Origin of the sequence: Sphingomonas cannabina (assembly GCF_021391395.1) — a bacterium.
GTDB classification, from domain to species: Bacteria; Pseudomonadota; Alphaproteobacteria; order Sphingomonadales; family Sphingomonadaceae; genus Sphingomonas; species Sphingomonas cannabina.
On record NZ_CP090059.1, the window covers coordinates 1,665,809 to 1,692,268 of the forward strand.

Below are 26,460 nucleotides of genomic sequence, written 5' to 3' on the forward strand. Positions count from 1 at the left end.
AGCGCGGCTTTGCTGACGGGTATTATTTTACCCGATCGTTGCGGAGAAGGTGCGGACCTGCCGCACGGTGCCGGCATCGCTCTCGATCTCCGTCGTCTGGCTGGTGTCGAGCACCAGGCCTGTAGCGGGATCGGCGCGCTGGGTCAGGCGGAAGGTGACGCGCCGATCGGCGGAGCCTCCGTTCAGCTCGCGGGTGGTGAGGATATGCCCATCCGCGGTGCGTTCGCTGCGTTCGGTGCCGGTAAGCGGTGTCGCGACGCCATCGGGTGCACGCATGGTGAGCGTGATCGGATGGAGAGCGCGCGTCTCTGTCGCTGCAGCCTTGGGATCGATCAGCGGAGAGAGGGTGCTGGCCAGCATGGCGAGCTGACGTTCCGGCGGCAGCGAGCGCAGCATGACCACCGGCGCCGGATCGGCGCTGCCCGGCGCCCTTCCTGGCTTGCGGCGTCTGATGGCGTCGGCGATCGCGTCGACCACGTGCGTCCACAGCGCCTCGCGGTCGGCGACGGCGAGGGGCTGGCCGGCGCCGTCGAGCGTTATCGTCATGCGGCGTCCGATCAATGCAGACAGCCCGGCCTCGGCGATGGCGCTGCTGGCGTTGGCGGCTTCGCCCGAGGCGGACAACGTATCGACATCGGCGACGTAGCCGCCGTCACGGGCATGGAAGACGACGCGGCGGGTGGTGGCGAAGCGGCTCTCCGCGCCGTCGAGGGTGCGCGTTTCCGCGACGGTGAGCGTGATCGGTCGCTCGACCGGTGGGGCAAAGGCCGGCGCGGCCGACATGATGGCGAGCAGGGCCGCAAGCAACGCGCTCATCGGGTGGACGCGGCGATCCATGCCGCCAGCGCTTCCCCGGCAGCGGCGGGAACGATCTCGATCGCCGGCAGGTCGTAGCTGTGGCGCTCGGCGATGCGCGCGACGAGACGAGGCGCGACGGCGATCGTGGTCTTGAACAGCGCCTGCACTTCCTCGGCGCGCTCGACCTTGCCGTGCCAGCGATAGATCGAGGTGCAGGGCGCGGCGATGTTGACACAGGCGGCGAGCTCTTCCTCGACCATCGCCGTGCCGATCGTCTCCGCCTCGCCCCGATCGGCGAAGGTCGCCAGCACCAGCGCGATGTCGCTCATCGCCGCCCGGCCGCGTGTGCGCCCCAGACGGTGGCGATCAGCAGGAGCGTGCCGACGAGCTGGTGCAGCGCCGCCAGCCAGATCGGCACGCCGCTCATTACGGTGGCGATGCCGAGCAGGATCTGAAGGCCCACCGCCGAGTGAATCGCGATCGATGCGCGTCGGTCACCCGCCGCCCGGGCCTTGCGCGCCAGCACCACCAGCCCGGCGAAGGCGATCCACGCCCACCAGCGGTGGATGAAGTGGACGAGGAACGGATCGTTGACCGCCGCGTCGAGGACGGAGCGGCCGGCGAGCGTCTCGGAGGGGAAGAGGCGGCCGTTCATCAGTGGCCAGTCGCTGGCGGCCAGCCCGGCGTCGAGCCCGGCCATCAGCGCGCCATAACCGAGCTGGACGAACAGCAGCACGAGCACGATCGCGCCTACGACAGTCAGCCGCGCCGGTTTGTCAACGGAGGTGCGGACGAGGGCGCGTAGATCGAGCGCAGTCCAGACGATGCCGCTGAGGATGACCAGCGCGGTGAGGAGGTGGATGGCGAGACGGATGTGGCTGACGTCGGTTCGCACCGACAGGCCCGAGGTCACCATCCACCAGCCGATCGCGCCCTGCAGCCCGCCCAGCGCGAGCAGCGCCGTCAGCCGCCAGCCATAGCCGCGCGGGATCTGCTTGCGGATCCAGAACCACAAGAGCGGCAGCGCGAAGGCGAGGCCGATCATCCGCCCGAGCAGCCGATGCAGATATTCCCAGAAGAAGATGCCCTTGAACTGGGCAAGCGTCATCCCCCGGTTGAGCTGCTGATATTCGGGAATGCGCTGGTAGTTGGCGAACTCGGCCTGCCACTGCGCGTCGTTGAGGGGTGGGATGACGCCGCTGATCGGCTTCCATTCGGTGATCGACAGCCCCGACTCGGTGAGCCGGGTGATGCCGCCCACCACCACCATCGCCACGATCAGCGCGGCCACGACATAAAGCCAATGGACGAGCGCCATCGGGCGGGCGGTCGGCGGGTCGAGCGGAGGCCGGAGCATCGCGGCGAGTTAGCGGAGTGGGGGTGTGAGGCCAAGCGGATTGGTGGGAGGAATGCCAAGATGACATTTGTCACCGCAAATCAGGTGGCCGGTTCGGGACGCTGGCAGACGAACTCGACGAGCCGTCCATCGGGGTCCCGAAGATAGCCTGCATAGTAATTGGGGTGGATATGCGGCGCGAGCGCAGGCGCGCGGTCCAGCGTCAGCCCTGCCGCTTCCGCCTCGGCATAGACGCGGTCGACCGTGGTGCGATCGGGCACGGCGAGGGCGAAATGGACATGCGAGACCGGATCGCCCTCGGCGATGAACAGGTCCAGCGTGGTGCCGTCGCCGAAGCCCTTGGACGGGCCGTCGACCTGAAGGGTGTAACCGAGCGGCGCCAGGGCGCGGGCGTAGAAGGCCACGGTCTCGACGGGCTTGCGCGTATAGAGTTCGAGATGATCGATCACCGGCGTCTCCTTGTATGGAGGCGGTAGTCTATCGCGCGGGCGCGACGCGATCTTGGCATGAGATGCGGGAAATGTGATCGTGATCGATCGTCTGCCCCCGCAGGTTTGAGGACATCCGATGACCATCCCCCTCGACGACGCCGATCTCACGATCCTGCGCCTCTTCCAGGAGGATAGCGCTACGCCGATTCGCGCGCTCGCCGAGGCGGCGGAGCTGTCGGTGCCGTCGGTGCAGCGCCGGCTGCGGCGCTTGCGCGAGGCTGGGGTGATCGAGCGCGAGATCGGTGTGCTCGCGCCGGCCGCGCTCGGGATGGCGATGACGTTCGTCGTGCTGGTCGAGCTCGAGCGCGAGCGGCTCGACCAGCTCGATGCCTTCCGCCGCCGCGCGCTGCGCGATCCCAATGTCCAGCAATGCTATTACATCACTGGCGAGGCCGATTTCGTGCTGATCTGCCTCGCGCGCGACATGGCCGAGTTCGAGGCGCTGACGCAGCGCCTGTTCTTCGCCGACGAGAATGTCCGCCGCTTCCGCACCTCGGTGGTGCTCAGCCGCACCAAGGTGGGGCTGAGCCTGCCGATCGGCGAATGAGCAGCGGCGAGGCGCTTACAGCACCTCGAACAACCCGGCCGCGCCCATGCCGCCGCCGATGCACATCGTCACCACGACGTATTTGGCGCCGCGGCGCTTGCCCTCGATCAGCGCGTGGCCGGTGCAGCGCGCGCCGGTCATGCCGTAGGGATGGCCGATCGAGATCGAGCCGCCGTTGACGTTGAGCAGCTCGTTGGGGATGCCGAGCTTGTCCTGGCAGTAGAGCACCTGCACCGCGAACGCCTCGTTGAGCTCCCACAGGCCGATGTCGTCCATCTTGAGACCGAAGCGGTCGAGCAGCTTGGGGATCGCGAAGACCGGGCCGATGCCCATTTCGTCGGGCTTGGTGCCCGCCACCGCCATGCCGACGTAGCGGCCGAGCGGCTGGAGCCCGCGCTGCTCCGCCAGCTTTTCCTCCATCAGCACGGAAGCGGCGGCGCCGTCCGACAGCTGCGAGGCGTTGCCGGCGGTGACCGAGCCGTCGGGCAGCACCGGCTGCAGCGCCTTCAGCCCCTCGAGCGTGGTGTCGGGGCGATTGCCCTCGTCCTTGGCGAGGGTGACCTCCTTCTGCGTGACCTCCTTGGTCTCCTTGTTGACCACGTTCATCGTCGCGGTGACGGGCACGATCTCGTCGTCGAACTTGCCGGCGGCCTGGCCGGCGGCGGTGCGCTGCTGCGACTGGAGGGCATATTCGTCGCAGCGCTCGCGGCTGATGTTGTAGCGCTTCTGCACCACCTCGGCGGTCTGCAGCATCGGCATGTAGATGTCGCCGTGCATCGCCAAGAGCTCGCGGTCGGGGCCGACGCGCATCTCCGGCGTCTGGACGAGCGAGATCGACTCGACGCCGCCGCCGATCGCCACGTCCATGTTGTCGACCATGATCTCCTTGGCCGCGGTGGCGATCGCCATCAGGCCGGAGGCGCACTGGCGGTCGACCGACATGCCGGCGACGCTGACCGGCAGCCCGGCGCGCAGCAGCGAGGTGCGGGCGATGTTGCCGGCCTGCACGCCCTGCTGGAGCGCGGCGCCGAATACGACGTCCTGCACCTCGGCCGGGTCGATCCTGGCGCGCTCGACCGCGGCCTTGATCGCGTGGCTGGCGAGGGTGGGCGAGGGCAGGGCGTTGAAGGCGCCGCGATAGGCACGGCCGATCGGGGTGCGGGCGGTGGAGACGATGACGGCGGAGCGCATTGGGCTATCCTCTCGGGCTTAGACGAAAATCTGGCTGATCCATTCGGCGACCATCGCGGGCTTGTCCTCGCCCTCGATCTCGACGGTGAACTCGTTGACCTGCTGCCACTGGCCGGGGCGCTTCTCGCTGAACTCGAGGAGCTTGAAGCGGCCGCGCACGCGCTTGCCCGAGCGGACCGGCGTCAGGAAACGGACCTTGTTGCCGCCGTAGTTGACCGCCATCCGGATGCCCTCGATCTCAGGCTGTTCGGCCTTGGAGGCGAGCAGCGGCATCAGCGACAGCGTGAGGAAGCCGTGCGCGATGGTGCCGCCGAACGGCGTCAGCTTCGCCATCTCCGGATTGACGTGGATGAACTGGTGGTCGCCGGTCGCGTCGGCGAACTTGTCGATCATCTCCTGCGAGACCTCGATCCAGTCGGAGACGACCTCGTGCCCGATCTGCTGGGCCCGTTCCTGGACGGTGATTGTCGACACGGCATTCCTCTCTGGGACGTCATTGTTACGGGATGACGGATTTCTCTCAGCACGCTTGCGGCCCCGTCGCAAGGCCTAGCCGAACCGGAATTACGAAACGCGGGAGGACGTAGCGTAAAGGAGCGGACTCGAACTTCTAAACTCGTCAGCAGAGCGCATGAGCCATCGCCGAATCGCTCGTGAAGATCAGACGGTTCCTCCGTCGTTGGTGGCCGCGCGGGCGGGGGGCTGCCTCTCCGGATAGGGCATGATCAGCCGGCCGTCGGGCGCGGCGGTGTAGGTGGTCTGGGTGGGGAAGGGGATGGTGATCCCCTCGTCGGCGAACCTACGCAGGATCGCGACGATCACCTTGTCGCGCGTCGCGTGCGCCAGCGGCCAGTTGTCGCCGGGAATGTCGAACTCGAGCACGAAGTCGATTGAGCTCGGGCTGAATGTCTCGAAGCTTGCGCGGGCGACGGTCGCCTTCTCCGCCTCGACGATAGAGGTCAGCATCGCCGGCAGGGCGGCGAGCGTCTCGGGCGGTGTCTCGTAGGCGACGCCGATCGGCAGCCGGATCCGGACATGGTCGCGGTTCGATGTGTTCTGGATTTCCTTGTCGAGCAGGTTCTTGTTGGCGATCACGCGCTCCTCGCCGGTGAAGGCGCGGATGCGGGTCGACTTGAGGCCGATCGCCATGATCACGCCGGTGGTATTGTCGTACTGGACCTTGTCGCCGACGCGGAACGGCCGGTCGAAGATGATTGCGAGCGCGGCGAACAGGTCCGCAAAGATGCCCTGCGCGGCGAGGCCGATCGCGATGCCGCCGACGCCGAGGCCGGCGACGAGGCCGGTGATGTTCACGCCGAGGTTGTCGAGCACCACGATCAGCGCGATCGCGAACAGCGCGAAGGTGACGAGCAGGCGGATGAGGCCGAACGCGCTGCCGAGCGTCGCGTGCTCGTCGGCGCGGCTGCGGTTCTCGATCGTGCCGAGGATCAGCTCGCGCGCCCAGATCGCCGCCTGGAACACCGCGGCGACGGTGAACAGGAAGGTGATCGTCGAGGAGACGACCGGCGGCGCCGCGGCATAGCCCGCCACCAGCCGGGCCGCGAGCATCACCATGAAGAAATTGCCGGTGCGCGCGATCGCCCGGCCGATGACACCGCCCCAACCGTCGGCGAGCCCCGGACGCCGGCACAGCTTCATGCCGATGCCGCGCGCCGCGTGGAGCAGCGCGACGATCGCGGCGGCGATGCCGACCGCGATCAGGATCTGCAGCCAGTGCGTCTGGAGCCAGGCGAGGCTGTCGGTGAACAGGGCGTCGGCGTGCGCCTGCACCTCCTCGGCGGTGATCGGGTCCTTGACGGTCGCGGCCGCGTTGGCGGCGGTCGTGTTGCTCATCGATGGCTCCTCAGGCGGCAGCGCGCTTGTGGACGGTCGGGACGCCCTTTTCCAGCAGGGCGATGAGGCCGCGCTCGTAGCGGCTCAGATATCTGGCGGAGCGCGGCAGCGGCTGGGCCCTGAGTGCCGCCTGGCCGCCCGACTTGACGAGCTCGATCAGCAGCGGGTGGACATAGCTCCTGCGCGCGATCGCCGGCGTGTTGCCGAGCGTCTCGGTGACCGGCTCGAGCATCGTGTTGAGACCGATGTCCTTCTCCGCCTCCACCAACGCGGTGAAGGCGATCACACTCGCGCCCCAGGTGCGGAAATGCTTGGCCGTGAAGTCTTCGCCCATCGCCTCGCGGATATAGTCGTTGACGTCGCCTGACGTCACGCCATGCGCTTCGCCCGCGTCGTCGAGCCAGGCGAAGAGGTGCTGGTCGGGCAGGTCCTGACAGCGCTTGACGAAGCGGGCGAGGCTGCGGTCGGTGACGGTGAGCTGGCGCAGCTTGCCCGACTTGGCGCGGAACTGGAGGCGGAGCGTCTCGCCCTTCACCTTGCCGTGGCGCTTGCGCAGCGTGGTGGCGCCGAAGCTCTTGTTCGCTTTGGCATAGCCTTCGTTGCCGACGCGGAGCTGGCCGAGGTCGAGCAGCCGCACCACCGCCGCGACGGCCTTGTCCTTGCTGAGACCGGGGCGGCGGAGGTCCGCCTGCACCCTTGCGCGCAGCTTGGGCAGCTTGCGCCCGAAAAGGGCGCAGGCCTCGTACTTCTCCGCCTCCTGCGCTTCCCGAAAGTCGGGATGATAGCGATATTGCTTGCGGCCCTTCTCGTCGCGGCCGACCGCCTGGATGTGGCCGTTGGGCTTCGGGTTGAACCAGGCGTCGGTATAGGCCGGCGGCAGGCCGATCGCGTTCAGCCGGTCGATCTCGTCGCGGTCGGTGATGCGGTTGCCGTCTGCATCCCAATAGCCCCAGCCGTGACGGACCTTGCGGCGTGTGATCCCGGGTATGCTGTCGTCGCTGTAGATCAGTCGTGCCGCCATCGGGTCCGACCAATGCCCGGGCGGTCGATGGGTTCCGGAACCAGGCGCGGCGTATCGATTCGGGACGTCCTAACCCACCGATAACGCATTGGCCTTAGGACGGCGGCGCGCGACAATCCCTGTCTCGCGTCGTTTGGGATTTTCGTGAATGCGCCTGCCGCTCCTGCTCGCTTCCGTTGTCGTGCTCGCCGCGCCGGCCATGTCGCAAGACAACCGCGCGCCGTTCACCGTCGCCGAGACCGGCCGCTCCTTCCGCAGCTTCGACGAGGCGCTGGCGTCGCTCCAGGGCGGCGACGGTACGATCCGGATCGCGCCGGGCACTTATCACGAGTGCGTCGTCCAGGATTCGGGCAACGTCGCCTATGTCGCCGAGGTGCCGGGCAAGGTGATCTTCGAGCGCGCGATCTGCGAGGGCAAGGCGACGCTGGTCCTGCGCGGGGCGAGCGCGCGGGTCGACGGCATCGTCTTCATGCACACCTTCGTCAACGACGGGAACGGCGCCGGCATCCGTATCGAGAAGGGCAACCTCAACGTCGCCAACGCGATGTTCATCGACGGCCAGTGCGGCATCCTGTCGGCGAGCGATCCGGCGAGCACGATCATCATCGACCGCTCGACCTTCGCCGGGCTCGGCAAGGACCCGACCGGCAACGGCGCGCACGCGGTCTATGTCGGCGAATATGGCGCGCTGAAGGTCACCCGCTCGCGCTTCGAACGCGGCACCGGCGGCCATTACCTCAAGAGCCGCGCGCCCAGAATCGAGGTGCTCGATTCGAGCTTCGACGACAGCCGGGGACAGGCCACCAACTACATGATCGACCTCTCCAACGGTGCCTCGGGGCGGATCGCGGGCAACAGCTTCGTGGTCGGGCCGAACAAGGAGAATTATTCGACGATGATCACCGTCGCGCCGGAGGGGATCAAGAACTCGTCGGCCGGGCTGGTGGTCGAGAACAACCGCGCCTGGCTGGCCGAGGGGTTCAAGTGGAAGACGACCCTCGTCGGCAACTGGTCGGGTGACAAGGTGACGGTGCGGAACAACCAGCTCGCCGACCGGATCGCGCCGGAGGGTTCGCGCTACTTCTAACGGCTTCAGCCAGCCAAGCGCGAGCCGAGGTGAGCGGCGAGATATTCGAGATTGGCGATCCGCCGCCACAAGCCGCTGTCGGTGATCCGGTCCATGCGGAAGTAGCGGCGCATCGCGGGGAAGGTGGGGTCGATCACTCGGCCCATGTAATCGGCGCCGAGCAGGCCGCCATGCTCGTCGGAGAGCGGGCGCAGGCGGCGGTGGATCGCGTAGCTGCGCTGGCGCAGCCAGATCGGGCGGACACGCGAGGACCATTCGTCGAAACGGTGCCGCAGGCTCGGCGGGCCGGCGAAGTCGTGGCCATAGGCGGACATGTGCCGCGCCAGGGTCGGATCGATCGCGTGGAGCAGCATCGCCTCGAACCGGCCGGCGTGCTTTAGCGCGAGCGGCAGCGTCATAGCCTCGGCGACCACCTGATGGTCGAGGAACGGCATGAGATAGGGGCTGAGACGCGCCTCCAGGCTGATCTCGCGCCCGAACAGCGCACGGCAGCGTACCCGGGGGTAGATGTGCTCGACGAGGCCGCGGGAAAGGCGATCGTCCTGGGTTCCGGCCGCGTCCGCGATTTTGCCGGCAATGCGGCGGAGGAACTCGGCCTGGTCGAACCGCTCGGTCGCGTCCTCGCGGGTGAAGCGGGCGTAGAAGGTGCGCGCGACCGCGGCCGCGCTGATCGGCCGGTCGGGAAGGTAGAAGAAGTTGCGGTAGATCTCCCCGCAGCCGCCCGATGCCGCGAGCCCGCCGCCGGCGTGACGGGCCTGCTGCGCCGCATGGTTGCCGCCGTTGTCGAAGATGTTGCCGTAGGTCGGCAGCCCGTCGAAGGCGTGGAAGTTGCGCTCGACCTGCTCGGCGAAAGCGTCGGGCGCAAGCGGCTCGGCGGCCTTGTTGATCCATTCGACGTGGAAGCCCTCGGCGGCGCCGATCGCCTTGGCGATGGTGACGTCGGCATCGCCGGGCGGACCGTAGACGTAGATGTCGGGCTGCGACCCCGCTGCTCGCAGCGCCCCCAGGAGCAGGCGCGAATCGAGGCCGCCCGAGAGGGGGCAATGCACGCCGTTCCCGAACTGGCGGACATGGGCGCCGACGATCGCCTCCAGCCGGGCGCGGTGGCGCTCCAGCCGCTCGCCGATCGGCATCGGCGCGATGCCGGGGAGCGGCTTGGTAGCGGAATGGGCGACCGTGCCGTGCTCGGTCAGCTCCAGGATCGTGCCGGGGCCGAGAGTCTTCAGCTCGGCGAACACCGTATCGTCGCCGATCGGCATGACGTTGAAGGCGAGCTCGTACACGCCCTGCGCGTCGAAGCTGACGCCGGGCAGCGCCTTGGCAGCCGCCAGGAGGGAGGTGGAGAACAGCCGGCGATCGGCGTCGTGGAAGAGCTGGAAGGCGGCGAAATAGTCGGCGAACAGGAAGGTGCGGCCGGCGCTGCGCACCAGAGCCACGAACTGGCCGCCGATCCGCGACCAGTCGAGCGCCGGCAGGGCCATCGTGCGCAACCGTTCCAGTGCCGGCCGGCCCATCAGCCCGTCGACGATGATCGTACCGGCCACCGCGACGCAATCCTCGCCTTCCGTCAGCAGGCATTCCGGCCCGCCGATCGCATAGGGCCAGTGCAGCAGCTCCCAGCCGGGCAGCGCGACCGCGCTCGGCGCGTCGAAGCCGTGGCGAGCATATTGCGCCCGCGCTTCCGCCAGCGCCGCACCCGCGAACGCACGGTCGTCGGTTCGGACGAGGAACAGGCCGGCCATCAGGCCACCAGCGGCTCGGCGGCGGGACGCGGTCTGCGCAGCGGCTTCCAGCTCGTCTCGCTGCGCTTGCGCCCGACATAGGTGTCGAACCCGATCTCGGTCCCCAGCAGCAGGAACAGGAACGGATTGAGCGCGATGCCGACGAAGGCGGCGCCGAGCAGGTAGATGAGATGCGCGTGCTGGAGCGCGCTGGCGAGCGGCGCGATCCATGCTTCGTCGCCCTCGGCCTTCGCGTAGCGCCGGCGCAGCACCTCCATGCGGACGAGGCCGATCAGCTGGATCAGCAGCCACAGCGCGAGGCCCGGATAGCCCTGCTCGCCCAGCATCTCGAAATAGGCGCTGTGATAGGCGCGCGCCTTGTCGACCTCGAGCGAGCGCTCGACAGTAGCGTTGTTGCCGTCCTTCTCGATCGCGACCTTGTCGTAGCGGATATGGTTCTGGCGATAGGCCTCGAACCCGCCGCCCATCGGATTGCGCTGGACATAGTCGAGCGTCCACTTCCACACCGCGAGCCGGGTCGAGGCGGAAGCGTCGGCCTGATAGGTGCGGATCGTGTCCATGCGCTGGGTGAAGGTGGAGGGCAGCAGCGGCACCGCCACCAGCCCGAGCACGCCGATGCCGGCGATGTAGAGCAGCCGCCGCTTGACGTCGCGCAGCATCAGCACGCCGAGCAGCGCGACGCACAGCAACCCGGTGCGCGCCGAGGTGCCGATCGGCATCAGCAGGCAGGCGAAGATCAGGGCATAGCAGAACAGCTTCACCCGCCAGTCGGGCGGGAAGATGGTGCCGTGGCGGGTGAACCACAGCAGGATCGGCACGATCGCGATCGCCACCGCGGAGATGATGCTGCCTTCGAACAGCCCGGTGTTGTTGGCGACCATCAGGTTGAGCTCGCCGTAGCCGCCGCCGGAGGCGAGCGTCTTGATCCCGCCGACGATGACGATCGCGCCGACCGACAGCAGCGAGAACATCAGCAGCGCCTCGATCCTGAGGCGCGTGCGCAACGTCAGCGGCAGGAAGATGCCGAAGGCGATCGCCTTCCACACCCATCCCCATTTGAACTGCGCCTCGACCGGGAAGTCCGCGTTGATCGTGGTGTACCAGCAGTAGAGCAGCAGCAGGAACATCAGACCCTGGCGCGGCGCCACGCGCACGTCGCGCTTGTCCTCGGCTGCGAAGGACAGCACGGCGAGGGCGGCGGTGATCAGCGAATAGGGGATCGAGCCCAGCGCCGTGTACATCATCAGCTGCGGCGACAGCGTGTCGATGTAGACATAGGCGAGCACGAACAGGAACGGCCGCTTGATGCCGATCCCGAGCAATGTGGCGATGAAGCCGAGAAAGACGAGATCACGCACCCGGCCGGCCCCATCGCTTCGTGTGCGCCGCCGCCTCGTCGCGCGGGCCCGGCTCGCGGTCGAGGTCGTCCCGCCGCCACAGTCGGATCGCGGCGATCAGCATCAGGCCGTGGGTGAGCGCGAGCGCGAAATTGTCGATCATCGGCTCGTCGTCTCGTCCCCGGGGTGGCGCCTGAGGCCCGCTTACGCGCTGCCGGTTGACGCGCCGTTAAACAGTCGCGTGGCAGGGGAGCTCCGGCATGCGTATCCTCCACGTCCTCGATCATGGCCTGCCGCTGCACAGCGGCTATGCCTTCCGCACCCGCGCCATCCTGACCGCGCAGATGCGGCGAGGGCATGAGATCGCCGCCGTCACCGGCCCGCGCTATCATGACGGCGAAACGGGCGAGGTGACGATCGACGGCATCCGCTTCTTCCGCACCCCCGCTTTCGCGCCGGCACCGACGCCGCTCGGCGAATGGCGCGAGATCGCCGCCTTCGCGCGGCGGATCGGCGAGGTGATCGAGGACTTCCGGCCGGACGTGCTCCACGCCCATTCGCCGGTGATCGACGCGTTGGCGGCACTCAGGGCGCGGCGCGGCCTGCCGCTGGTCTATGAGATCCGCGCCTTCTGGGAGGACGCGGCGGTCGGCAACGGTACTGGCAGCGAGGGATCGCTGCGCTATCGGCTGACCAAGGGGCTGGAGACCTGGGCGGTGCGGCAGGCCGATGCGGTCGCGGTGATCTGCGAAGGACTGCGCTCGGACCTGGTGGCGCGCGGCATTGCTGCGGACAAGATCATGGTGTCGCCCAACGGCGTCGACATGACGCTGTTCGGCGCGCCCGTCCCGCCGGATTCGGCGCTCGCCGCGGAACTGGGCGTCGATGGGGCGGAGACGATCGGCTTCATCGGCAGCTTCTACGACTATGAGGGGCTGGACACGCTGATCGCAGCAATGCCGGCGCTGGTCGCGGCGCGGCCGGGGCTCAGGCTGATCCTGGTCGGCGGCGGGCCGGAAGAGGCGGCGTTGCGGGCGCAGGCGGCCGCCTCGCCGGCCGCGGAGGCGATCCGATTCGTTGGGCGGGTGCCGCACAGTGAGGTCGAACGCTACTACAGCCTGATCGACGTCCTGGTGTATCCACGCAAGGCAATGCGACTCACCGATCTCGTCACGCCACTGAAGCCGCTGGAAGCGATGGCGCAGCGCCGCCTCGTCGCCGCATCCGACGTCGGCGGGCACCGCGAGCTGATTCGCGACGGCGATACCGGCACGCTTTTCGCCGCCGACGATCCCGCGGCACTGGCGGGAGCCGTGGCGGCGATGTTCGCCGACCGCGGCGGATGGGACGCGCGGCGGGAGCGTGCCCGTGCCTTCGTGGAAGCGGAGCGCGATTGGGCCGCGAATGTGGCTCGCTACGATCCCGTTTACCAAAAGATCACCCAATCCGGGGCAAGGAAGGCGCCATGGTCGCGTTCTCCTTCCGTCAGCGCCTGACGCTTTCGCCGGCGGCGCTCGCTGCGATCGTCGCGGCGGGTGCGGTGGCGGCGGCAATGGTCGCGCTGCCCACGCACGTTCTCGAATCACTTGCCGTCGACAGTGGCGTCGCCGCCTTCGTGCCCTCGGCCGAGCCGCCGCTCGGCACCACCGCGCGCACGCTGCTGGCGATGTTGGGCGGTGCCTTTGCCGGCGCGGCCGGCTGGGCCGTGGTGACGCTGCTGCCGCGCCGCTCGCCGCCTCCGGGCCGGCAGCCGCAGTCGGACGAAGAGACGGTGCCGGTGCTTCGCCGCGCCGATGCGCATCCCGACGCGCCGCCGCGCGCGCCGCTGCTCGCCACCCGCGATCTCGGCCCGCCGCCGTTTCCGCCCGAGCGGGCCGAACCGGCGCCGGAGCCGGAGCCCGAACCGATCGAACGCGACCTGCCGCGCGACCTGGAGGCGCCGCTCTCCGCTTTCGATCCGGGCGCGATTCCCGAAGTACCGGCGGTGCCGGTCCCGCCGGTGGCGCCGCTCTATCGCAAGCCGGATCTCCGGCCCGGCGAGCGGATCGAGACCTTCGAGCTCGCCCGCCCGGCGCCGCTGCCGATCGACGAACGCCCGCTCGCCGCGCCGCGGACCGAGGCGACGATCCAGGCGCTGCTCGACCGGCTGGAAAAGGGCGTCACGCGCCGCGCCGAGGCGGCCCCTGAACCGCAGCAGCCAACATCGCCTGCCGAGTCGTCGCTGCAAGGGTTGGAGCGGGCGCTCGACGAGCTTCGCCGGCTGGCGGTGCGGGTGTAGGGCGGATCCGCTCTCATCCGTCACCCCGGACTTGTTCCGGGGTCCACCGGGCAGCCGAGCGTAGGTTTCACGCCTCCAGCTACAACCGTGGCGCCAGTCCAGGTGGAGACGTGGATGCCGGAACAAGTCCGGCATGACGATTCGGGTTCATTGCAGCCGCCGGTAATCCATCCCATCGCTTACGCCGCCGGCGGCAAAGTGAAGGGGATCGCGCTGCATTCGTTCACGTTCGTCCACTTTGCCCGCCCTCATCGTTCCTCCACCGTCAGCGCTTCGACCACCGCCTCGATCCGGTCGCTCGAACGCTGCTTGCGCACGACCGCCAGGTCGGCGACGAGATGCCCGCGCAGCGGCAGCTCCGCTTCGGGCAAGGCGGCGAGCCAGCGCCCGCTCGCATCGTCCCCCCCGACCGTCATCGATAGCACATGCCGCGCGCCGCTAAACGTCGCGCTGGCCCAGCGCGTCGACTGCGCCTCGGCGACATGCACGGCCACGCCGGCCCGAGCGGCATTGTGGATCAATGCGCGCTCGAGCAGCGTCGCCGCGTCCGGACCCCGGCTCATGGCCGGCGCTCCGGGTGGGCGGCGATGAAGGCCTCGATCCGCGCGATCATTCTCGCCCCCGGCTCGCGGCCGTTGAGGAGATCGGAAACGAGCCGCGGATCGTTGGCTGCCCTCCGCCCGAATTCCGTCGCCGGCATGCCGGTCTGTTTCATGTAACGGCGCACGCGCGCCAGCACTTCCGCCACGATTCGTACCTCCGACTCGCTGGTTATGTTCCTGATATGTTCTGTTTTGCCATTTCCAACTTGTCTAGGAAATTTCCTACGCTATGGATCGGATGTGGATGGAGCCGAGCAACGCCGGGCGCTCGAGGCGCTGATCGCCGAGGGGGGCGCGAGCTTCGCCGCGCTCTCGCGCATGCTCGGCCGCAATCCGGCGTGGCTGCAGCAGTATCTGAAGCGCGGCACGCCGAGGCTGCTGCCGGAGGAAGATCGCGGGCGGCTCGCGCGCTTCTTCGGAGTGGACGAGGCGGTGCTCGGCGGGCCGGCGACGAGGCTCGTCTGTAGCGGGCCAAAAAAGTTGGCCAAAAATTCCCGATGAGAAAGAGCCGTGCACCCGCGTTGCAACGGTGCTGATTTAGCGCTCGGCCGAGCCCGAGCCGTCCGCGAAGACACGTTGATACCAGTCCTGCCAGCCCTGCGCCTTCACCGTGTTTTCGGAGCAGATGCGGAGGTCGCTGGCATCCACGACGGGCGCTCCACCGGCTCCCGCAGTGCGCTGGGAGGGGCCGGTGGTAACGGGCAGGCCCGCTGCGCTGCGGTTACCTCGAACGTCTGCGGTCGAGCCTTCGGCACTCCGCAAGCGCTCAGCAAAAGCAGCGGCAGCGGCGCGAGCCGCGGCCAGTTGAGCGCGTAGCGCATCTTCGGTCTCCTGAGTGATTGCCGCCTGCGCGGTCTCGACCGCACGGGCATGGGCGATGTCCTCCGCCTTAGCCTCGGCGCGCTTGGCCCGGATGTCGCGGATGAGGTTGCCGTAGTACCCGATCTGCATGGCGATCTGATCGGCGCGGATCACCTTGCCCTCGGGCCAACCGTTCGCGACGGTGATCGCTCGCCGCGCCTGGTCGATCGTCGCCTGACGATCGGAGGCGACCCGCTCCCATTCGGCTGCTGAGCTACGCGCGTCGACCAGCATCCACGCCAGGGCAGCGAAGACGATGGCGGAAAGGACGAGCTTCCAGTTCCGCAGTGCCAGAGCGGCGAGCGCATTCCACGCGATCACGTGAGCCCCCTCAAGCAGATCTCGCGCTCGCGCTGCCGACGAAGCTGAAGGCCGCGAACGATCTTGCCGCTAGCCTTCACCCACATCAGGAACGCGTCGCAGCCGCCGCGCCAATCGCCGGCATCGAAGCGGCGGTCGACCGTGGACCCGCAGTAGGCCGCGGTCCCGATGTTATAGGCGAGACTGATCGCCGCCCACCGCTGATAGTCGCGGCCACGTTCGCGCAGCCGCGGCGTGCACGCCATCACCGGCTCAGCATGTGCGATGAGCTGGCGCTCCAGCCGCGCCTGACACCCAGCCTGCGTTTCGCGCAGGCCGGGCTTCACGTTGGCGGTGTCGCCATCGCAGATCGTCCAGATCCCGGCGATATCGCGATAGGCATCGAGATGCTGATCGCCCGCCTTGTGCGTGACGACGATCTCGCCCGTTGGCTTGATGGCGGCGTCGACGGTGCGGCCGCTCTCGTCCTTTGGGATGCTGACCAACAACCCCAGCGCGGTAACCGCGCCGACGATGGCGGCGAGCGTCTTCTTGCCTGGCTTGGGTAGGGTCACGGGCATGACACCCGTCTCCCACACCGCGCCGGCTGCAGATGCCTTCCGCCAACGGACGGTCAAGCCCAATCCTCGATGCGCAGGGCCCATTTTGTAGCGCCGACGTCGAACCGTTCATACGGCTCGATGCGCTGCAGCAGCGACCAGTGCCACGCCTCCGACAGCGTCGCGTTGACGTCCTCCGCGACAAGGATCGAGCGGCTCATGCGACGATCGCGGGCGATCCCGTACAGCTCGTCGCGTTCGGCGTCGGAAAGATCGCCGAAGGTCCATTGCCATCCACCGGCACCGGCGCCATCCTCGATGCCGAAGCCGCCGTCGACACGACGCGACGCAGTGCCGGTGTCGATCACCGGCCGGCCGCTGCCGAGATCATGACCGTACATCGGCCAGAACCGCTTGCCGACCGCCGCCACCCCGATCTGGAAGCCGGCCGGCAGGTTGCCTGATATGCCGATGTAGCGCGCATTCACGGGCGCGGCGGCAGCGAATGCGTAGTGCCGCCGCTCACCGGGGATCTTCGTCGAGAGCGAGGTGAGCGCGGGCGCAAGCACGGTGGTGTTAGGATTGGCCGTGCCACAACTCAGCGCAAGCGGCGTCGCCCCGCCGTCGTTGGTGTAGCCGAGAAAGATCGTATCGACCGGCGTAACCCCGCCGAGGTCGAGCGTGATGGTCGCCGCGCCTCCCAGGGCCACCGCGACCTCCTTCGGCTCAGCGGTACCGATTCTCGCCGCGCCGGAGATCCCGGAGGCGGTGACGGTGAATGGCAAGGGCCGAACGATCGCGCCGCTCATGCGAGCCTCCGAAGTACGGTAAGCGTGGTGTCGGAGCCGTTCTCCTTGGCGCCGATCACGATCGAGACGATGCCGCCGATGATCCTCGTCTTGCCTTGGAGATCACGACGCTTCCCCGCGACCACGACAGTCTCGCGGACGATGGGCATACCGAAGAACGCCGCCATGCGCTGAGTTTCGGCGACGGCTCCTGCCCTGGTCGCGAGCGGGGAAATGAACTTGACCTCGACCCCCCGATCGCCCCACGCGACGACGCTGTCGGTCGGCTGGCGCAAATAGAGCGCCTCTGACTTGAACGCGAGCGCAGCGGCTGGATCGACGCTGCTCACCGGTGATACCGCCCATGGAAGCAATGAGCGTCCTCATGCCCACGATGCTCCGGCGCCCACGTGATCATCGGGTCCATGACGTGCATCTCGCACCTGTTGCCGCTCTGGAGGCGGGACCAGCCGAACAGCTTATCGCGCCCCGGCGTGCTGGGCGGTGACGCCGCGCGCAGCTCGGCGAGCGACCGGTGCTCAATCTGCGTGATGCAGACCGTCTTGCGGTCCAGCTCCTTTCGATCGAACGTATAGCCGTCCGCACCCGCTTGGTCGCAGCCGGCGAGCAACAGCAACACGGCGAGCGCGGCGCGCATCAGGCCACCACCAGCGACTGGAAACCGATCTTGAGGCAGCGGAGCTGCTGCCCGAACGGCTCCTGGTCATAGCGATTGTCGATCCCGAGGATCGCCGCCTTCACGCTGGCGAACTCGGCCGAGTCGGTGACGTTGGTCAGAGGCGCGAGGAACGCTGCACGTTCCGCCGCCGCCTCGTCGGCGGTGCGCTGCTGGGCAGCGGTGACGATCGCCTGCATACTGGCGATCGTCGCCGCCAGCTCAGCCGTGGGCGCCTGCTGATAATAGGCCTGGAGCTGGGTCAGCATGGCCTCGACTTCGGCTGCGGTAGGAATGGTCACTTCTCCTTCAGGCATGACAAGCCCTCCTCAACGAGATGGGTAGACTTTGAACGGGATGTTCTGGGTGATCGGTGTCTCGGTCGCGGCCGACAGCGTCGTGTATGCGACCCGGCTGAATGCGGTGATCGGCCCGTCGACGCCGAACTCTTTCCCGCCGTGAGAGCCGATCGCGCCGTTGTATTGGAAAGTGTGGTTGAACGCCGTGTTCGGGATCGTGGCCGGGGGGACCGTCGGGTAATAGAACTCGCCGCCGCCATCGACGGCGCCGACGAACACGAAGCCGCTGCCGTTGTTGACGTAGAAGCTCATCGAGCCGGAATAGATGCCGACCCAAGAGTTGGTGTCGTCTCGGTAGTAGCTGGTCCGCGTCAGCGTGCCCGTGGCGCTGACCTGATAGAGCCCGTTGTAGGCGTCCGCAGCGGTCGGCTTGTCCATTTGCCATGCCGGCGTCCCGCCAACGTTGGTGCCGCCCGTGGCGGCCTGGTTGGCATAGGTCGGCGAGCCGATGATCTTCGCGCGGGCGGTGAACCCGTTGGCGGTCGACGACAGGGCGCGCACGTCGAGCGAGGAGCCGGCGGGGACCGCGATACCCGACAAGTCGGGCTCGATCCGCGCCGCGGGCGCGCCGATCGACCCGCCATAACTGACCACCTGCCCATCGTTGGCCAGGAAAATCTTGGGGTCCAGGGCCACCGGAAAACCCAACGTGGCCGTGGCGTTCGGGAACACTGACAGGTTGCGGATTAGCGCATTGTTGAGCTTGGCGACACCATCCTCGAACCGGGCGACCTCGACCCACTGACCAGTGATCCGGTTTCCGACAATGATGCGGTCGCCCATCAACCACAGCGCGCTGCCGTCCTTTCCGGCGAGCAAGCGGAAGATCGCGGGATTGCCGTCGCCAGCCGCAACAATCTGCTCCAGGAACGCGGCCGAGCCATTGATGTCGGCGATTGCGCCGACGTTCTGGGTGACGGTGGCATTCAGCGAGGCGATATCCGAGGTCGCCTGTTTGGATGCGATCTCCTGATCGGTCGCCGGCCGAACAAGGCAGCGATACCAGTCGATGACGTTGGCCGTAGCGTTCGATCCCGCTCCCGCCCAATGCGACATGGCGTAGGTATATGACTTCGACGCGTTCGCAGCAGTGACCTGGAAAAGCTGCCGAGCACGGTACGTCTGCCCCGCCACTCCGGCGCCGTACTTGGCGCCGATGTTGAGGGAGAGATTTTGGATTGTGTTGCCGCTACTGTCGAGCACCTGAAAAAGCGCTGCCGCCCCGGTAAGCGTGCCCGACACGAGCCTGACATCGGCCTCGACCACGAACCAGTCACCCGTCCGAACCGATCCGTTCAAACTGGCGGAATAGATGTAGCTGTCGCCGCCGGCGTTGCCGGGAAGGCGGAGCGCGTAACCGATGCCGTTCTCGCCAACGACCCGCTGCATCCCGCCGAAGCCAGTTCCGGTGCTCCAATTTCCCGGAGGCGCACCGACAGCGGCGCTCGGATAGTCGGAAAAGGTCCCGTTCGGATTGATCGCGTTCGAGTTGACGCTCGCCGACACGACTGCGCTCGTCTGCGCCGCGGCGGCCGCGTTCGTGGCGATGGCGGCCTGATTGGTCGAGATCGCCGCCTGCGTTTCGGCGTCGGCCGCGCCGGTCACGTCCTCGAAGGTCAGGTAATCGAGCGCCGTGACAACCGCGCCGTTGTCGTAGTTCGCCCAGCAGATCAGGCGGACATAGGCGGTCCCGGCGTTGAAGCTGGATGCCGGATAGACGGCGCTCTCGACGTCGACCCAGCCACTGCCGGACGGATAGATCGAGCCACCGACCAGGATGTACATGTAGCCGACGTTCGAGCCGACCGTGTTCCCGTTGGCGTCGTAGCACTGGACGCCCATGTACATTCTGGCCGCCGCGCCGGTGCCGACGTGAAAGCTTCCCCTCAGCTTGTACTTGCGGCCCGCCGTGATCGGGTAGGTCTTGATGCTCCAGATATTTCGACCGGAAGCGCTGGCGGTAGAGATGACGTTGGTGCGCCCGCCATAGGAGGCGTTGAACACCCACTGGCCCGCGGGCATCACGGTGTTCGGCGCGGGGTCGTTCGTCCACCCGTCGGTGCCATTGTCGAACTGCTGATTGCCGCCGACCAGGACCGTACTTCTGTAGGCGTTCGCGGTGAGTTGTTGCGAAGCGGCGGCAGCGGCGGAGGAACCAGCGGCGTTGGTCTCGCTGATCGCCGCTGCCTGCTGGCTCGCGCCGGCCTGTCCTGCCTTCGTGGTGGCGATCCCCGCCTGCTCGGTCGCGACGCTCGCCTTCTGCCCCGCGGCGGTGTCGCTCGCCGCGGCACTGGCGGAGAAACCCTGGGCGGCCGTGGCCGAGCCTGCCGCGGCAGCACTCTCAGTGATGTCCTCGACGACAACGGCGATCAGTTGGTAGGTTCCGCTCCCGTACATCCGCGCCATGCCGCGGAGGTAAACGGCGCCGGCCGCAATCGCCGTCGACCCGGCAATCTCGATCACGACGGTTTCGCGCGTGTTGGCGGCCGGAACCGTTCGCGACGTCGACGGGCTATTCACATAGGCGTAGCTGGAACTGAGGTAGATTGCCCACGCGTCGATCCGAGGATTGTCGCCAAGTACCGTGGCCCGGTAGTCGACGCTCACACGATAGCGGCGCCCCGGCACGAGCTTGGTGACGCCGAGCTGGCCGGCGTCGTAATAGGTGGCGCCGAGCAGACTCGGCTTAACTTGCAGCACTTTCCCGATGCCGGCGATGGCCGGAAAGGTGACGCGCGCATCTTGAGCGATGGACGGCAGGCTGGCGGGATCGCCTTGATAGCCCTCGAACCAGAACTTGCCGTCCGAGAGGAAGTCGCTGGGTAGCAACCCGCGGGCCACCGCCGTTGCCGACACCTGACTGGCGAGCGCCGCCGCAGCGTTGGTGCCGCTGTTGGTCGCGTCGGTGTGCGCAGCTTGGGCCGATGTGGCGGCGGCGTCGGCTGAGTTGCCCGAATCGGTTGCACGCGCCCCAGCGAGGGTGGCCGAGGCATCGGCAGCGGCGGCCTTGATCCCCGCCTCCTGGGCCTTCGCGATCGAGATATCGCGAGCGTCCTCAGAGCCGGCGAGCGCCGCTTGCGCCTGATCGCGCGCCTGCTGGGCAATCGCGGCAGAGGCCGAGGCGGACTCGCTATCGCCGAACACATCGAACAGCTCGGCAATATTGCCCTTCACCGTGGCGACGTCGTCTTCGATCGTCTGCACCCGCGGCGGCAGCTCGGCGATGTCGTCGGCCGGCACGCCACCTTCGACCTCGCCCGTATCGGGATTGATCGTGCCCCCAACCGTCGTGCCCGAAGGCGCACCTGCTGTAGCGCCCGGCGTCGCCGGCTTCAGATCCTCGATCGGCGTGCCATCGGCATAGGAGCCATCCGACGCCTGAAACACCGCGGACAGTTCGGCATCGGTATGTAGCCGATGGTTGTGCTGATACCCGAGCATGACCGAGGTGATCGGCTTGTAGACTGCCTCACGATCGGTGCGGTACGCGTCGATCGGATCGCCCTCTGGCACCCAGCTCAACTGCCCGAGTTGGATCACGCCGGCTGGATCAAGATTCCACATCAGCGAGGTGCGCAGCAGTAGCCGGTCGAGCGCCGCCGCCGCGGTCTCGCCGTCGCTGTCGACATGGAGACCGGCCGGATCCGGCCGCCACCCAGCGGCCTCCGCGACATTGGCGATCGTCAGCGTCGATTTCGCGGCGACGATCCGCTCGGCGATCTGCGCCGCGGTGTCGACATAACCGCCACCGACCTCGCCGAGCAGGTCCGCGGTGAGTGGGCCGGGCGCCTGAGTCCACCATTTCACGCACGCGATCGACGGGGCGACGACGCCGCCACCGGCTGGCGCTTGAGCGGCCTGGAGCGCCGCGAACGTCGCCGCGATACTCCCGGCCCACTCCAGCACCACGATCGGCCCTTCGCGGGCCTTGTCTTTCAACGCGGTGATGCCCTGTAGAGGCCGTGCCGGATCGCCGACCTCATAGATGTTGTTGGCTTTGTCGAGGATCCGCGCCTCGACGTTCCAGCATCGTCCCCAGCTCCGCCGCTTGATCCGATCCTTCGCCTCGGGGATGCCCTCGACCCCGCCGTCGCCGGTGAAGTGATCGACAAGCACAGGCTTCGCGAGATCGCCTGAAAGATCGCTGATCGTCAGCGACATCGTGTTCCCGGCGATCGTCATGCCGGCAACGGTGCCGGCGAGGTCGACCGTCCACACCGGGGCGGCGAGAGCATCGTCGCCGACATAGATGGTGATCGCGGTGCCTGCCCACACCAAGGTGCGTAGCCAATCGATCTTGTCGCGACTCGACGGCGCGAACGCGATGGCGGTGGTGGTGGGGATCGCGCCTCCGGTGAACCCGGTCTGATCGAAGCCGATCAGCGAGGTGGCGAGCGGTTCGCCAACGACACCGGCAATCCAGTCGTCATGCCCCCGATGCGTATAGCCGCGCGATCCGCCGCCAGCGAGGCGGACGGGTACGACGGCGCCTGTCGTCGCCGACCAGGGCTGGGCCTCGATGAGGAACGTTCGCGCCATGGTCAGCGAGCCGTGAGCGAGAGATCGGGGCCGAGGACGCCACCGGCACCAAGGCGCTCAAGCGCGTCGCGGATCCCGGAAAGCTCGGTATTGGCGCGCGCCAGCAGGTCGTTGGTGCCGTTGGTCAGCGTGTTTCCGGCCATGATCTGGTCAAGCTGCGCCTTGCTGATCCCCGCCGCCTCCGCGATGCGATCCTGCTCAAGCTTGATGATCTCTTGGATATTGTCGGTCGCCGAGCTGCGGTCGCCGGTGTATTCCGGGCCAGCCGTGCCGAACGCCTCCTTCGACGTATCGACGAGCAGGCGCTCCAGCTCGGCAAGGCGATCGGCAGCGCCGTCAACCCCGGCTCGAGCATCGGCCATCGCATCGTCGATCTCGGCCAGGATCTGCGTCCGCCGCTCGCTCGCGGTACCCTCGAACAGGTCGCCATAGGTCAGGTTGTCGAGCAGATCGGTGAGTGAGCCGATGCGGGACTTAAGCGTCTGATTGACCAGATCGACGCGCTGCTCGGCGTTAAGCTTCTCGACCGCCAGCAGATCCAGGCCGTACTTCTTCGCCAGGTCGACGCGCTCCGACGCCTGCGCGTCGAAATCCTTGAAGATCTGGGCGAGCTGCCCGCCGAGACCGCCGAGCAACTTCTCCAGGTCGGCGACCTTGAGCGCTTCCTCCAGCGCCTTGTTGACGTCCGAGGAGGATTTCAGGGCCTTTGCAACGGCAGGGGAAAGCCCTTGCACCGCGCCCTGCGCAATCGCCCGGCTGATCGCATAGCTGATCGCGTCGTCGGCATTGTCGAAGCCGACTGCGCGCGAGCCCTTCACACCGCCGAGCGGGCGGCCGTTCTCGTTGACGCGATAGTCGTCCTTATACATGCCGATCGACACGGAAAAATTGCCGAGCGTGGCACCGAGGCGATCGACGATCTGGTTGAGCCCGTTGGAGACCGCGTCGCCCAAGCTCCCCGACTGGCTGATCAGCTTGGAATTGCTGCCGCTCGTACCCGTCTGAACAGCCTCGCCATCGACGGCGCCGATCGTCACGCCGCCTGGTTTCGGCTTCGGCCCGAACAGCGCGCCGATCGTGCCGCCAAGAAGGCCGCCGATGATGCTGCCACCGGGGATCGGGAGCGCCGAGCCGATGGCACCGCCGATCGCCGCGCCGGTGTTCGACTGCTTGATGCCCAGCATTCCGAGGAACCCGGAGGCGGCCTGGCCCTCGAACGCGCCCTTGAGTCCCTTGCCCGCGGCCTTGCCGATCTTGTCGGCCTTCTCGTCGTCTAGACCGATTTTCTTGAGGATGCCGCCGATCGCGTCGCCGAACAGCCCCTCGGGAGTGTTGCGGTTTGACTTCTCCCGCTTGCCGGTGACGACGATGTCCGGTTCCTCACCGCGCAGCGCGGCGGCGGCGGAACGCGCGGCGGCGCCAAGATCCGTGATATCTGCCGCTGCCGCCTTCGCCGCATTCGTCATCGGATCAAGGCCGAGGATCTGATCCTCCAGCTTGTCGAAGATCGGCCCGAACAGCCGTTCGGTGATGTCCTTCGCTGAGAGCTGCTTGAAGCTGTCGAACAGGCGCGCGGGCACTTCGGCCAGCGAATTTGGGCCGCGATAGATCGTGTCCTCGATCGTCGAGCGGATGTCGCCGAGCGTGCCGAGGTACATCTGCTGCTGACGCTGCAGCTTCTCCGTTTCCCGCTGCTGGAGACGGATACCCTGCACCGTTTCGAGGATCGTGCGCTTCTGCGCCTCGCTCAGCGGCCCGCGCTGACGCTCGATTGCGATCGTTGCGCGCAGCGCCTCCGCTTCGTCGACGCGGCCGGCGTTGACGAGCCGCTGGATCTGGAGCTGCTGACCCTGCGCTTCGAGATAGTCGTCGAACGGCCGGTTGAGGCCATCCATGACCGCAACCTTGGCCTCCTTCGCCTGCTCGATCGTCTTCTCGAAGCCGGGCGGCTTGCGCCGTTCCAGATCCTCCATGAGGTCGTCGAGCTGGCGGAGCGCCTGGTTGGCTTGGCGCTGAGCCGGGGGCGTGTCGTCGAACCGATCGAGGATGTCGGCGATGCGGTCGGCGGCATCGCGGCCGAACTCCTCCAGCGCAGCGGTGGATTTGGGCTTGGGCGGCTTCTTCGCCTTCGAACTGCGCTTGAGCCCGTCGGCGAGCTTGCCGTCATCGAGCGACTGGTCGATCAGCGTCGCGATCTCGGTATTCGCGCGCGCAGTCGCGTTGTCGATAATCGCCTGCTGAAACTGCTGTTTGCTGATGCCGGATCCCGCGAAGTCGACTCCCTCGCTCATCCGCAGCAACTGGTCGAACGCACGCGTCCGATCTTCTCCACTCAGCCGGTCGGCCGCACGCGCGGCGCGGCCGAGGGCGCGGGCCGAGCGGTTCCCGGTCAGCAGGCCGGCGCCGATCTCGGTGGAGCCTGCGCCAGCGATGATGGCGCCAATACCCAGCGCCGTCATCGCCGTGCCGGGCGAACCGACGTTCTGGAACGTGCTGGTCGACGACTTTTCCAGCGACGCCGCCTCGGCGCGAAGGTTGATCGCCTTCGCGCGGGCGTTCAGCAGCAGCGCCTCGGTGTTGTTCTTGATCTTGCCCGTCTGCAGATCGAACATGTCGCCGAGCACGCCCTGCGCGTCGGCGAGCGCATTGGACCCGAGCGTGACCTGCTTCTGCGCATCGTCCTGCTTGAACAGGTTGGCGATTACGGGTTCGAGAACGGCGCCCGCGAAGAACAGCGCCGTTCCCCACGGCCCCATGAAGAACCGGGCCGCGGCGCCGGCAGCGCCGCCAGGGCCGATCTGGTCGATCGCCGTGGCAAGCTGTCCGCCCTGCAGCGCCATGACGCGCATCAGGTCGGTGCCCATGCTGAGCTGGACACCCACGTCCTGCAGGTTCTGAGTTACCCCGAACCAACCCGCCTTCACCTGGCCGGCTGAGCGGACGTTGTCGTTGGATGCACGGGTATGCGCAATGGTCGCGGCGGTGGCCGCCTGGGTGGCCTGCGCGGCTTGGCGCTGGTCGCGCGCCAGCTCTTCGGCGGCGGCACCGACCGATGTCTCGGCCGCGGCGAGCGCGCGGGCGCTCGCCGTCGCAGCTCCGGCACCCTGGCCCATCTGCTGGGCAGCGGCGCCGGCCGCGTGCGCGGATCCGGTGAATTCCTGATTGGCGCCGGCCATCTGCCGGACCTGGCCGACGAAGCCGGAGCCGTCCGCATTGACGCGGACGCCGAGGACGAGATCGCTCACTTGCGCGCCAGCGCGAGCAACGCCGCGCCCTCCATGATGCGCAGGCCGGTGAACACGGCCGGGGTAACGGCGATCTCCAGCATGGCGGCGACGGCGGGGACGGCGGCGAAATCAATGCCGATCCGGTGTCCGGTGAACGGATGCACCCGCCACTGCGTCGTCAACGCACGGAACAGCCGCACCACGTCCTCATCCTCCTCGGCAATCTCGATCACCGTGTCCGCAAGTGCACGTCCGCGGCGCTCGGCGATCCGGGCCAGCGCCTCCGCCGCTTTGGCGGTAAGCGCGTCGGGCTGGTCGGGCTTTTCCCCGCCGCCGCGATCGGTGGCCCACTCCCGCGCGACGGCTTTCAGTTTCCCGCGCGGATCTCGCCCTTGGCGTTCTGCGCGTCGCGCCACGCATTGAAGGCGGCGAGGAAGGTGCCGGGCTCATTGAAGAACATCCGCACGTTGGGAGCCTTGAGCGGCTTGCGCTTGCCCTTGCCGTCCAGATCCGTCAGCCAGTCGTCGGGCACATCCCAGCGCATCGGCTCACCATTCTCGAACTCGATATGGCGCCAGTCGCTGGCGATGCGGGCGATCAGCTCGGCGTGGATCTGCGCGAGGTCGGCCTTTTCCGCCGCATCGCCGCGCTCGGCTTCCACAACCGCGGCCTGGGCGGCGAAGACATCACGCATGAACTCGACCGCTTCGTCGACCTTGAGCAGCCGAAAGCGCATCTCGATCGCGTTGACGACGATGGTTCCGTCCTCGGCCAGTCCGTCCCACTTAACGGGGAACCAGACGCGAGGGTTCTTGACGACCTTGTAAGCCATTGGGCGCGGGCTC

The 26,460-nt window shown here is 67.7% G+C and carries 28 protein-coding genes; 5 read left to right on the forward strand and 23 right to left on the reverse strand.

Going from position 1 to position 26,460, the window contains the following annotated elements; translation table 11 throughout:
• Window positions 1-27: 27 nt before the first annotated feature.
• From LZK98_RS08010 to LZK98_RS08025, 4 genes are all read right to left on the reverse strand, one after another.
• Window positions 28-837: a hypothetical protein gene (locus LZK98_RS08010; RefSeq protein ID WP_233785879.1), complete on the reverse strand. Its 810-nt coding sequence runs from the start codon at window positions 835-837 to the stop codon at window positions 28-30.
• The gene (cutA, locus tag LZK98_RS08015; protein ID WP_233785880.1) at window positions 813-1,127 is read right to left on the reverse strand and encodes a divalent-cation tolerance protein CutA; all 315 of its coding nucleotides are present in this window, start codon (window positions 1,125-1,127) and stop codon (window positions 813-815) included. The genes LZK98_RS08010 and cutA overlap by 25 nt, the downstream gene beginning before the upstream one ends.
• Window positions 1,124-2,155, reverse strand: coding sequence for a COX15/CtaA family protein (locus tag LZK98_RS08020; RefSeq protein WP_233785881.1), 1,032 nt, complete (start codon window positions 2,153-2,155; stop codon window positions 1,124-1,126). The genes cutA and LZK98_RS08020 overlap by 4 nt, the downstream gene beginning before the upstream one ends.
• Window positions 2,156-2,235: 80 nt before the next feature.
• Window positions 2,236-2,604 (reverse strand): VOC family protein, encoded by a 369-nt coding sequence (locus LZK98_RS08025; protein WP_233785882.1) that lies wholly within the window; start codon window positions 2,602-2,604, stop codon window positions 2,236-2,238.
• Window positions 2,605-2,722: 118 nt separating this feature from the next.
• Between LZK98_RS08025 and LZK98_RS08030 the strand changes: the two genes are divergently transcribed.
• On the forward strand, window positions 2,723-3,193 hold the full coding sequence (locus LZK98_RS08030) for an Lrp/AsnC family transcriptional regulator (RefSeq protein WP_233785883.1): 471 nt from the start codon (window positions 2,723-2,725) through the stop codon (window positions 3,191-3,193).
• A 15-nt stretch (window positions 3,194-3,208) separates the two neighbouring features.
• On the opposite strand, the gene LZK98_RS08035 is transcribed toward LZK98_RS08030, so the two are convergent.
• The 4 genes from LZK98_RS08035 to LZK98_RS08050 all read right to left on the reverse strand — a co-directional run bounded on the left by LZK98_RS08035 (window position 3,209) and on the right by LZK98_RS08050 (window position 7,259).
• On the reverse strand, window positions 3,209-4,384 hold the full coding sequence (locus LZK98_RS08035; RefSeq protein WP_233785884.1) for an acetyl-CoA C-acyltransferase: 1,176 nt from the start codon (window positions 4,382-4,384) through the stop codon (window positions 3,209-3,211).
• Window positions 4,385-4,402: 18 nt separating this feature from the next.
• The gene (locus LZK98_RS08040; RefSeq protein ID WP_319937545.1) at window positions 4,403-4,858 is read right to left on the reverse strand and encodes a MaoC family dehydratase; all 456 of its coding nucleotides are present in this window, start codon (window positions 4,856-4,858) and stop codon (window positions 4,403-4,405) included.
• A 186-nt stretch (window positions 4,859-5,044) separates the two neighbouring features.
• Window positions 5,045-6,238: a mechanosensitive ion channel family protein gene (locus LZK98_RS08045; protein ID WP_233785885.1), complete on the reverse strand. Its 1,194-nt coding sequence runs from the start codon at window positions 6,236-6,238 to the stop codon at window positions 5,045-5,047.
• Window positions 6,239-6,248: 10 nt separating this feature from the next.
• Complete coding sequence (locus tag LZK98_RS08050; RefSeq protein WP_233785887.1) at window positions 6,249-7,259, reverse strand: DNA topoisomerase IB; 1,011 nt, start codon at window positions 7,257-7,259, stop codon at window positions 6,249-6,251.
• Between the two features lie 148 nt (window positions 7,260-7,407).
• Between LZK98_RS08050 and LZK98_RS08055 the strand changes: the two genes are divergently transcribed.
• On the forward strand, window positions 7,408-8,346 hold the full coding sequence (locus tag LZK98_RS08055; protein WP_233785888.1) for a right-handed parallel beta-helix repeat-containing protein: 939 nt from the start codon (window positions 7,408-7,410) through the stop codon (window positions 8,344-8,346).
• 5 nt (window positions 8,347-8,351) lie between these two features.
• Here the strand turns inward: LZK98_RS08055 and LZK98_RS08060 are convergent, their stop codons facing one another.
• The 3 genes from LZK98_RS08060 to LZK98_RS08070 are packed head-to-tail and all read right to left on the reverse strand — an operon-like array spanning window position 8,352 to window position 11,588.
• Entirely contained in the window at window positions 8,352-10,088 is a 1,737-nt protein-coding gene (locus LZK98_RS08060; RefSeq protein ID WP_233785890.1) for an asparagine synthetase B family protein, read from the reverse strand.
• A complete protein-coding gene (locus tag LZK98_RS08065) occupies window positions 10,088-11,446 on the reverse strand; it encodes a DUF5935 domain-containing protein (RefSeq protein ID WP_233785892.1) in 1,359 nt (452 codons plus the stop codon). The genes LZK98_RS08060 and LZK98_RS08065 overlap by 1 nt, the downstream gene beginning before the upstream one ends.
• Window positions 11,439-11,588, reverse strand: coding sequence for a hypothetical protein (locus LZK98_RS08070; RefSeq protein WP_233785894.1), 150 nt, complete (start codon window positions 11,586-11,588; stop codon window positions 11,439-11,441). The genes LZK98_RS08065 and LZK98_RS08070 overlap by 8 nt, the downstream gene beginning before the upstream one ends.
• 97 nt (window positions 11,589-11,685) lie before the next feature.
• On the opposite strand from LZK98_RS08070, the gene LZK98_RS08075 reads away from it, so the two are divergent.
• Together LZK98_RS08075 and LZK98_RS08080 are read left to right on the forward strand one after the other, a co-directional pair.
• Window positions 11,686-12,921 (forward strand): TIGR04063 family PEP-CTERM/XrtA system glycosyltransferase, encoded by a 1,236-nt coding sequence (locus tag LZK98_RS08075; protein WP_233785896.1) that lies wholly within the window; start codon window positions 11,686-11,688, stop codon window positions 12,919-12,921.
• Window positions 12,891-13,703 carry a hypothetical protein gene (locus LZK98_RS08080; RefSeq protein WP_233785898.1) on the forward strand — a complete coding sequence of 271 codons (813 nt, stop codon included), beginning with the start codon at window positions 12,891-12,893 and terminating at the stop codon, window positions 13,701-13,703. The genes LZK98_RS08075 and LZK98_RS08080 overlap by 31 nt, the downstream gene beginning before the upstream one ends.
• A 248-nt stretch (window positions 13,704-13,951) precedes the next feature.
• Here LZK98_RS08080 and LZK98_RS08085 read toward each other — a convergent pair whose 3' ends face one another.
• Window positions 13,952-14,266: a hypothetical protein gene (locus tag LZK98_RS08085; RefSeq protein WP_233785900.1), complete on the reverse strand. Its 315-nt coding sequence runs from the start codon at window positions 14,264-14,266 to the stop codon at window positions 13,952-13,954.
• The gene (locus tag LZK98_RS08090) at window positions 14,263-14,451 is read right to left on the reverse strand and encodes a hypothetical protein (RefSeq protein ID WP_319937546.1); all 189 of its coding nucleotides are present in this window, start codon (window positions 14,449-14,451) and stop codon (window positions 14,263-14,265) included. The genes LZK98_RS08085 and LZK98_RS08090 overlap by 4 nt, the downstream gene beginning before the upstream one ends.
• A 94-nt stretch (window positions 14,452-14,545) precedes the next feature.
• On the opposite strand from LZK98_RS08090, the gene LZK98_RS08095 reads away from it, so the two are divergent.
• Window positions 14,546-14,806 carry a hypothetical protein gene (locus tag LZK98_RS08095; protein ID WP_319937547.1) on the forward strand — a complete coding sequence of 87 codons (261 nt, stop codon included), beginning with the start codon at window positions 14,546-14,548 and terminating at the stop codon, window positions 14,804-14,806.
• 36 nt (window positions 14,807-14,842) lie between these two features.
• Here LZK98_RS08095 and LZK98_RS08100 read toward each other — a convergent pair whose 3' ends face one another.
• The 10 genes from LZK98_RS08100 to LZK98_RS08145 are packed head-to-tail and all read right to left on the reverse strand — an operon-like array spanning window position 14,843 to window position 26,447.
• Complete coding sequence (locus LZK98_RS08100) at window positions 14,843-15,487, reverse strand: hypothetical protein (RefSeq protein ID WP_233785902.1); 645 nt, start codon at window positions 15,485-15,487, stop codon at window positions 14,843-14,845.
• On the reverse strand, window positions 15,484-16,047 hold the full coding sequence (locus tag LZK98_RS08105) for a lysozyme (RefSeq protein WP_233785904.1): 564 nt from the start codon (window positions 16,045-16,047) through the stop codon (window positions 15,484-15,486). Before LZK98_RS08105 ends, LZK98_RS08100 begins: the two co-directional genes overlap by 4 nt.
• A gap of 53 nt (window positions 16,048-16,100) precedes the next feature.
• Window positions 16,101-16,835: a hypothetical protein gene (locus tag LZK98_RS08110; protein WP_233785905.1), complete on the reverse strand. Its 735-nt coding sequence runs from the start codon at window positions 16,833-16,835 to the stop codon at window positions 16,101-16,103.
• A complete protein-coding gene (locus tag LZK98_RS08115) occupies window positions 16,832-17,164 on the reverse strand; it encodes a hypothetical protein (RefSeq protein WP_233785907.1) in 333 nt (110 codons plus the stop codon). Before LZK98_RS08115 ends, LZK98_RS08110 begins: the two co-directional genes overlap by 4 nt.
• Window positions 17,161-17,472 (reverse strand): hypothetical protein, encoded by a 312-nt coding sequence (locus LZK98_RS08120; protein ID WP_233785909.1) that lies wholly within the window; start codon window positions 17,470-17,472, stop codon window positions 17,161-17,163. The genes LZK98_RS08115 and LZK98_RS08120 overlap by 4 nt, the downstream gene beginning before the upstream one ends.
• On the reverse strand, window positions 17,472-17,807 hold the full coding sequence (locus LZK98_RS08125; protein WP_233785911.1) for a hypothetical protein: 336 nt from the start codon (window positions 17,805-17,807) through the stop codon (window positions 17,472-17,474). Before LZK98_RS08125 ends, LZK98_RS08120 begins: the two co-directional genes overlap by 1 nt.
• A gap of 12 nt (window positions 17,808-17,819) precedes the next feature.
• The gene (locus LZK98_RS08130) at window positions 17,820-22,388 is read right to left on the reverse strand and encodes a hypothetical protein (RefSeq protein WP_233785913.1); all 4,569 of its coding nucleotides are present in this window, start codon (window positions 22,386-22,388) and stop codon (window positions 17,820-17,822) included.
• Between the two features lie 2 nt (window positions 22,389-22,390).
• On the reverse strand, window positions 22,391-25,633 hold the full coding sequence (locus tag LZK98_RS08135) for a hypothetical protein (protein ID WP_233785914.1): 3,243 nt from the start codon (window positions 25,631-25,633) through the stop codon (window positions 22,391-22,393).
• Window positions 25,630-26,031 carry a DUF1799 domain-containing protein gene (locus LZK98_RS08140; RefSeq protein ID WP_233785916.1) on the reverse strand — a complete coding sequence of 134 codons (402 nt, stop codon included), beginning with the start codon at window positions 26,029-26,031 and terminating at the stop codon, window positions 25,630-25,632. Before LZK98_RS08140 ends, LZK98_RS08135 begins: the two co-directional genes overlap by 4 nt.
• Window positions 25,983-26,447 (reverse strand): histidine kinase, encoded by a 465-nt coding sequence (locus LZK98_RS08145; protein WP_233785918.1) that lies wholly within the window; start codon window positions 26,445-26,447, stop codon window positions 25,983-25,985. Before LZK98_RS08145 ends, LZK98_RS08140 begins: the two co-directional genes overlap by 49 nt.
• Window positions 26,448-26,460: the final 13 nt, after the last annotated feature.